This window comes from Sporomusa sp. (assembly GCF_035561255.1).
Classification (GTDB): Bacteria; Bacillota; Negativicutes; order Sporomusales; family Sporomusaceae; genus Sporomusa.
The window spans coordinates 1-6,374 of sequence record NZ_DATMXX010000188.1 but is presented as its reverse complement, the minus strand read 5'-3'; the positions used below and the strand labels follow the sequence as shown (position 1 = coordinate 6,374).

The window sequence follows — 6,374 nt, the reverse complement described above, 5'->3', positions numbered from 1 at the left end:
GTATAATGGTATCTAGGTAAAGAGATATCGACACTTTCAGTGCACGATATTATGGGAAGCGGGTGCACGATGTTTTGTAAGTTGCTAATCCGGATATTGGTAGCTAGCTTCGCCTGCCAGACATTGGTCTTAATTCATCCTGGGCTGGCGCATGCGGCGTTATCTGAAAGTGTCCTTAGCCATAAGACGTTTTCTTTTACTGGGATAATTACGATCATCTTTTTCCTTGTCGTAGCAGTGATTTATCTTTTGGTCAATATCAATCAGCGCCGTAAGACGGAACGATTATTGCAGCAGCAGAATGAAGCAATGACCGGTGTTCATGAAGAGCTCGCTGCCCAGGAAGAGGAATTGCGGCAAAATTTTAATGAGCTCTATCTTAATGAGGAAAAGATCAGGCAAAATGAAGAGATGTACCGGCTTGTTGCCGAGGGCTCTAATGATGGGTTGTGGGATATTGATCTCATTAGCGGTACCGGGATTATGTCAGAACGCTGCCATGAGATTATCGGTTATTCCGGCAAGGCGGTAAATATACAGGAAAAATGGCAAGCCCGTCTCCATCCGGATGATGCTGCTGAAGCAATGGTAAAGTTAGAAGAATATCTTACAGGTAAAACGCCGTATTATTCTTCTGAGTACCGGATACAAGCGGCCTGTGGTGAATATAAATGGGTTCTGGCACGAGGTCAGGCATTATTTGATTATGAAGGCCGTGCGACCCGTATTGCCGGCTCACTTACCAATATTACCGACAGCAAGCTGAAGGAACAAAGAATCAGGCAAATGGCATATTATGATTCTCTTACTGGTTTGCCGAACCGGACGCTGCTAACTGAAAATGTTGGTAAGGCCTTAGCCGTAAGCGTACTTGACGGAAGTAAAGGTGCGCTTGTTTTTATTGATATTGATAATTTCAAGGTTATTAATGATACATATGGCCATTCCTGGGGAGATAAGCTGCTGATTGAGATTGGTGGCAGGTTGTTAACACTGGTGGCAGAAAGCGATGTTGTGGCCAGATTAGGTGGCGATGAGCTGATTGTTTTTTTGCACGGCAGGGAGGCGCAGGCTGATATTATCATGTTTGCCGACAGGTTAATGAAGGTGTTTGAGCAGCCTTTTTCTATAAATAACCGGCGTTTCTATGCAACGGCAAGTGCTGGCATAGCAATATATCCAGAGGATGGCACAAGTGTTGATGAGTTGCTCAGAAATGCTGATACGGCAATGTACTCTGCCAAAAAATCCGGTAGACGTACCTATAAATTCTTTGATCAGTTAATGTATGAGGCTGTTGCTGAAAAGACCCGCATGGAGGAGAGTTTGCGGCAGGCTCTTGTTAATCAAGAACTGCGGCTGCATTATCAGCCCCAGTATCATGTGAGTAACGGCCGGATTGAGAGTTTTGAGGCCCTGCTCAGATGGGAAAGTCCTGAGTGTGGCAGGGTGCCGCCGATTAAGTTTATTCCATTAGCCGAAGAAACCGGTTTGATTGTGGGGATTGGCAAATGGGTGCTCAAGACGGCCTGTTTATTTAGCCAGGATATTTTTGTAAAAAATCAAACCAGGCTGAGCGCGTCAGTAAATGTATCAGTTGTTCAACTGATACAAGATGATTTTGTAGATATGGTAGCCGGGGTACTGGCAGAGACCGGGTTGCCTCCGGAACATCTGGAGATCGAGATTACGGAGAGTGTCTTGATGGAACGTTTTGAGGATAATGTCCGTAAACTAGTCGAGTTAAGACGTATGGGTGTCCGAATTGCGCTAGATGATTTTGGCAGCGGCTATTCATCGTTGACTTATTTAAAAAGACTGCCTATTACCGTTTTAAAGATGGATAAGGCCTTTGTTGATGACATTGGCGCGGGTGGTATTGATGCGGCCATTACCGGTAGTATTATTGATCTGGCCCATCAAATAGGCCTGACTGTGGTGGCTGAAGGCGTGGAGACTGAGCGACAATTGTCTTATCTTGCACAAGAAAAATGCGATATCATTCAAGGCTATCTGATTAGCCGGCCACTGCCGCCGGCAGAATTTTTAAATAAATTATCTGCAATCTAAACAGATTCTCATTCGGAACGCAGTAGTAATATATCATGTCGTACATCTATATTTATAACTGGCAATAAAGGAGTGTTTTGAGGGGTGAATTTGTTTAAAACAGTACCTACAGCAGTATTACTAGTGGCGGCTGCCCACATGGTTACTGACTTCTCCCAGGGGGCGTTATTAGTAGCGTTACCTTATTTTAAAGCCAAATTCGGCTTAAGTTATACTCAGGTGAGTCTTATTGCCTTAACACAAAATCTTGCCTCTTCAGTAATTCAGCCTGTGTTCGGTTACTTAAGTGACCGTACCCCGCGACCTTGGCTGATGGCGGCAGGTTGCCTGATTTCCGGTCTGGGAATGCTGGCTTCTCTACTGTTGACAAGTTACTGGCTGCTCGTCTTCTCAACAGCCTTGACAGGTTTGGGGATTGCCGCGTTCCACCCGGAGGGGGCTAAAATGGTCAATCGTCTAAGTGGTGAAGCTAAGGGGAAGGGCGTTAGCATGTTTGTGGTAGGGGGAAACGCCGGGTTTGCCGGGGGCTCACTCATCATGGGTCTGCTATTAGCTACTGGTTCTGACGCACTGTTAGGGTCATATATTATCCCTTATCTAATCATTGGGTGGCCATTATACCGGTTGGCCGCACGCCTGCCTTCGGCTATCGGTAAACCGGCGCAGGCATTAGGAAATCTTGTCGGGATGATCTCGCTGCCGTTAATGGCCCTGTTGGGTGTTACTTTGGTTAGAGCTACTGTAAGTGCCAGTATTGGGGCGTTTATTCCGCTTTATTATGTATCGCATCTAAATGGCGATCCGGTGTATGCCAGTTGGCTGCTTACAACGTTTCTGGCAGGCGGGGCAGCCGGGACGCTGGCTGGCGGTGTACTGAGTGATAAGTATGGCAGCAAGCAGGTGATGCTTTATTCAATTCTGCCCATTAGTGTACTGTTAGCACTTTTTAATATCAGTTCAGGGTCTGTGGTTTTTGCTTTGTTGGCTGTGGCCAGCGCTTTGCTCTCAGCGGCTTTTGCCGGCTGCTTGGTACTTACCCAGCGCATGATGCCCCGCAATGTAGGGATGGCGTCAGGACTAACACTTGGCTTTAGCGTCGGTTTAGGCTCGATGGGGGTTCTTGCTTTAGGGCGGGTGGCTGATATCTGGGCACTGCCAATTGTATTTGATATTTTAGCCGTTTTGCCGGTCATTGGCTTTATTCTGACACTGTTTGTAAAAGAAGGAGAAGAAGTTTTAAATAATTAAAACCTCTTCCAACTTGCCTTCTAAGGAAAAATATGTTAAAATTCAATTAATTTAAAAGTTTAGGCTAGGGGGGCTGGATAGGCCAGCTGAGATAAGGATCCTTTGATATCTTTGACCCTTGAACCTGATTCTGGATAATACCAGCGTAGGGAAGCTAACTGTTGTCATCAGTACTGAAGGCACAAGTATTCCTATACGGAGATACTTGTGCCTATTTTTATCGTGAGGTGAGGATATGAAAAATGTATTAACAATTGCTGGTTCAGACTGTAGCGGCGGTGCCGGCATTCAAGCCGACCTCAAAACGTTCTCCGCGCATGGGGTGTTTGGTATGAGCGTCATTACAGCGATCACTGCGCAAAATACCCAGGGGGTATTTGCTGTGCAGGATGTTACGCCAGCGGTAATTGCCAAACAGATCGAAGCTATTTTTGATGATATTGAGGTGGCTGCCGTTAAAATTGGTATGGTGTCTCAAGTCGAAACTATCAAAGTGATTGCGGCTAAGCTAAAAGAATACAGGGTTAAAAATATTGTCGTTGACCCGGTTATGGTATCCAAGAGTGGGTACCACCTGTTGAATCCGGCAGCCGAGGTTACGCTTGTTGAGCAGTTATTGCCGCTCGCAGCCATTGTGACCCCTAACATTCCAGAGGCTGAGGTCATTACCGGGCTGGATATTACTACCCTTACCGACATGGAAACCGCAGCACGGGCGATCTTTAGGTTAGGCCCAAGGTTTGTGCTGATGAAGGGCGGTCATCTAAACGGCGATTCGACTGATATTTTGTTTGACGGGGAAAGGTTTGCTTATTTGCCGTCACGGCGGATTGAAACAAAAAATACTCATGGTACAGGCTGCACGCTGTCATCAGCCATTGCCGCCAACATTGGCCGGGGTTTACCGGTGGCAGCTGCGGTAACGGCGGCCAAAGAGTATATAACGGTGGCGATTGAACATTCGTTGTCCATTGGTAAAGGTGTAGGGCCTACTCACCATTTTTACAGCCTATATAAGAAGGCGGGGCTGTTAGATGACTAGCATGAACTATATGTTATTGTGGTTTGGCGCAGCAGTATCAATTGCTGAAATTATTACAGGTGGTCTTTTAGCGCCGTTAGGGTTTGCTAAAGGGGCAGCGGCCATTGTGCTTGGACATCTTTTAGGTACAACAATTTTAGTACTGGGGGGCGTGATTGGTAGTCAAACCAAGCTGCCGGCGATCATGACAACGAGAATTTCTTTTGGCAGCTATGGCTCTTATCTGTTTGCTATTTTAAATATAATGCAGCTCATTGGCTGGACTGCCGTTATGATTGTCGCTGGGGGGCGGTCAGTCAATCAGATTACCAAAATGGTGTGGTCTTTTGATCATTTGATCTTGTGGAACCTGGTTATCGGTGCTCTCATTTTTTTGTGGATAGCTGCCGGTAAAGACGGGTTGAAAAAGCTTAACTCAGCAGCTGTTGTGCTATTATTTGCGCTGACTGTTGTTCTTAGCGGTGTAGTATTCAATAATAGTGAGTTATTCACCAAAGTGCCGGCAGGTGAGATGACTTTTGGCGGGGCGCTGGAATTAAGTGTCATTATGCCGCTTTCCTGGTTGCCCCTGATTGCCGATTATACCCGTTTTTCCCGAACTACTGCCGGGGGGGCCTGGGGCAGTTGGATCGGCTACTTTGCCGGCAGTTGCTGGATGTACCTGATTGGTTTGGGGGCAGCTATTGTAACCGGCGATTCGGATCCGGCAGCCATGATGCTGGCGGCTAACCTTGGGTTGGCGGCACTGGGGATTGTTGTATTGTCGACAGTGACAACAACCTTTCTTGATGCGTATTCTGCCGGGGTATCCTGTACCAACCTTATCCCTAAAGCCAGTGAACGTAAAATGGCTCTGGCCATGACCCTTGTGGGAACCGCACTGGCGATTGTCATTAACATTGAGCAATATGAAAGCTTCTTATATGCCATTGGATCGGTGTTTGCCCCGTTGTTTGCGATACTCCTGACCGACTACTTCCTCTTAGGCCGTCAGCAGGTTGACACTGGTTTGCTGGTCAACTGGGGCGCAGTTCTTGTTTGGGCAATCGGTGTTATTATGTATTACCAGTTTATTAATTTGGACTTAGCTATTGGGTCGACAGTACCGGTTATGATTATTACCAGTGTTATCTATGCGGCATTTGCCCGGTTTATGGCAGGCTGGCGGACTACCAGGACAGCCAAGATCGCTGGTTAAGGCTAGATATGCTTGCGGGTTAAAGGGCTTTTGGGTCGCGGGATGGTCTTGGAAATAGAGGTAACCTCTGTTTCCAGCTCCTGCGTTGTTTCAAGATCACTTTGAATATCTCCGGGTGGCAGTTTCGTTTGCGGCGGTTTGGCTTTCGGGGGGGCTGGTGTAATTCCCTCTGGCGGTGGACCAAAGCAGGAGGTGTTGTTGCAGCGGTTGAACAGTGTTTGCCGGAGGGCTTCAAGCACAACGATCTGTTCGGCGGTGGCGCATTGGTCATCGGCTGATGATGAAATGCAGTTAGTCACAAGTTTTACTATATCAATGGGGGCGCACGTAATGCTTAAAAGCTCGGTGCTGAAAGCTATCTTACAGCATAACAGCTCATTGAGCATGTCGATCAGGGTTCCGGTCCGGTCATAGCGGATTACGGCGCGTTCGTAAATTTCAAACGGTACGCCCGGGGTACGCTGAATTTCTTCGGCGGCGCCTACCAGCAGCCGGTATGAAGCAACAAGTGAGGAATAGTTGGGGATTACGGCGCTGATGTCAGCTAATAAGGTGTTGATAATCGAAATATTATCGCTGGTTGTGCTGGTACTGCTGCTTGTATTGGTTGTTGTGCTGTTAGTGGTGTTGGTGTCAGTGTCAGTGGTGGAACTAGTGCTATTGCAGGTATTGTTACAGGTGTTGGTAATAACCGCCATGGTATCCCCCTCCTTTACTATACTGCTCATCCGCAAATGAACACTTTACTATATGCCGTATGTTTTTGAATAAAGAAATATGCCGCTATTAATGCAAATGAATATTTGTTAGAAGAAA

Annotated in this window: 5 protein-coding genes and 1 riboswitch; of the genes, 4 read left to right on the top strand and 1 reads right to left on the bottom strand. The window is 46.9% G+C overall.

Annotation, left to right across the window (positions count from 1 at the left end; all coding sequences use genetic code 11):
* Nucleotides 1–69 precede the first annotated feature (69 nt).
* From VN379_RS10695 to cytX, 4 genes are all read left to right on the top strand, one after another.
* On the top strand, nt 70–2,070 hold the full coding sequence (locus tag VN379_RS10695) for a putative bifunctional diguanylate cyclase/phosphodiesterase (RefSeq protein ID WP_325533619.1): 2,001 nt from the start codon (nt 70–72) through the stop codon (nt 2,068–2,070).
* Nucleotides 2,071–2,154: 84 nt separating this feature from the next.
* The gene (locus tag VN379_RS10690) at nt 2,155–3,318 is read left to right on the top strand and encodes an MFS transporter (protein ID WP_325533617.1); all 1,164 of its coding nucleotides are present in this window, start codon (nt 2,155–2,157) and stop codon (nt 3,316–3,318) included.
* Between the two features lie 56 nt (nt 3,319–3,374).
* Nucleotides 3,375–3,487: riboswitch (TPP riboswitch) on the top strand.
* A gap of 66 nt (nt 3,488–3,553) precedes the next feature.
* Nucleotides 3,554–4,360: a bifunctional hydroxymethylpyrimidine kinase/phosphomethylpyrimidine kinase gene (thiD, locus tag VN379_RS10685; protein WP_325533615.1), complete on the top strand. Its 807-nt coding sequence runs from the start codon at nt 3,554–3,556 to the stop codon at nt 4,358–4,360.
* Entirely contained in the window at nt 4,353–5,558 is a 1,206-nt protein-coding gene (gene cytX / locus VN379_RS10680; protein ID WP_325533613.1) for a putative hydroxymethylpyrimidine transporter CytX, read from the top strand. The genes thiD and cytX overlap by 8 nt, the downstream gene beginning before the upstream one ends.
* Before the next feature lie 2 nt (nt 5,559–5,560).
* Here the strand turns inward: cytX and VN379_RS10675 are convergent, their stop codons facing one another.
* Nucleotides 5,561–6,256, bottom strand: coding sequence for a hypothetical protein (locus tag VN379_RS10675; protein WP_325533611.1), 696 nt, complete (start codon nt 6,254–6,256; stop codon nt 5,561–5,563).
* Between the last annotated feature and the right edge of the window lie 118 nt (nt 6,257–6,374).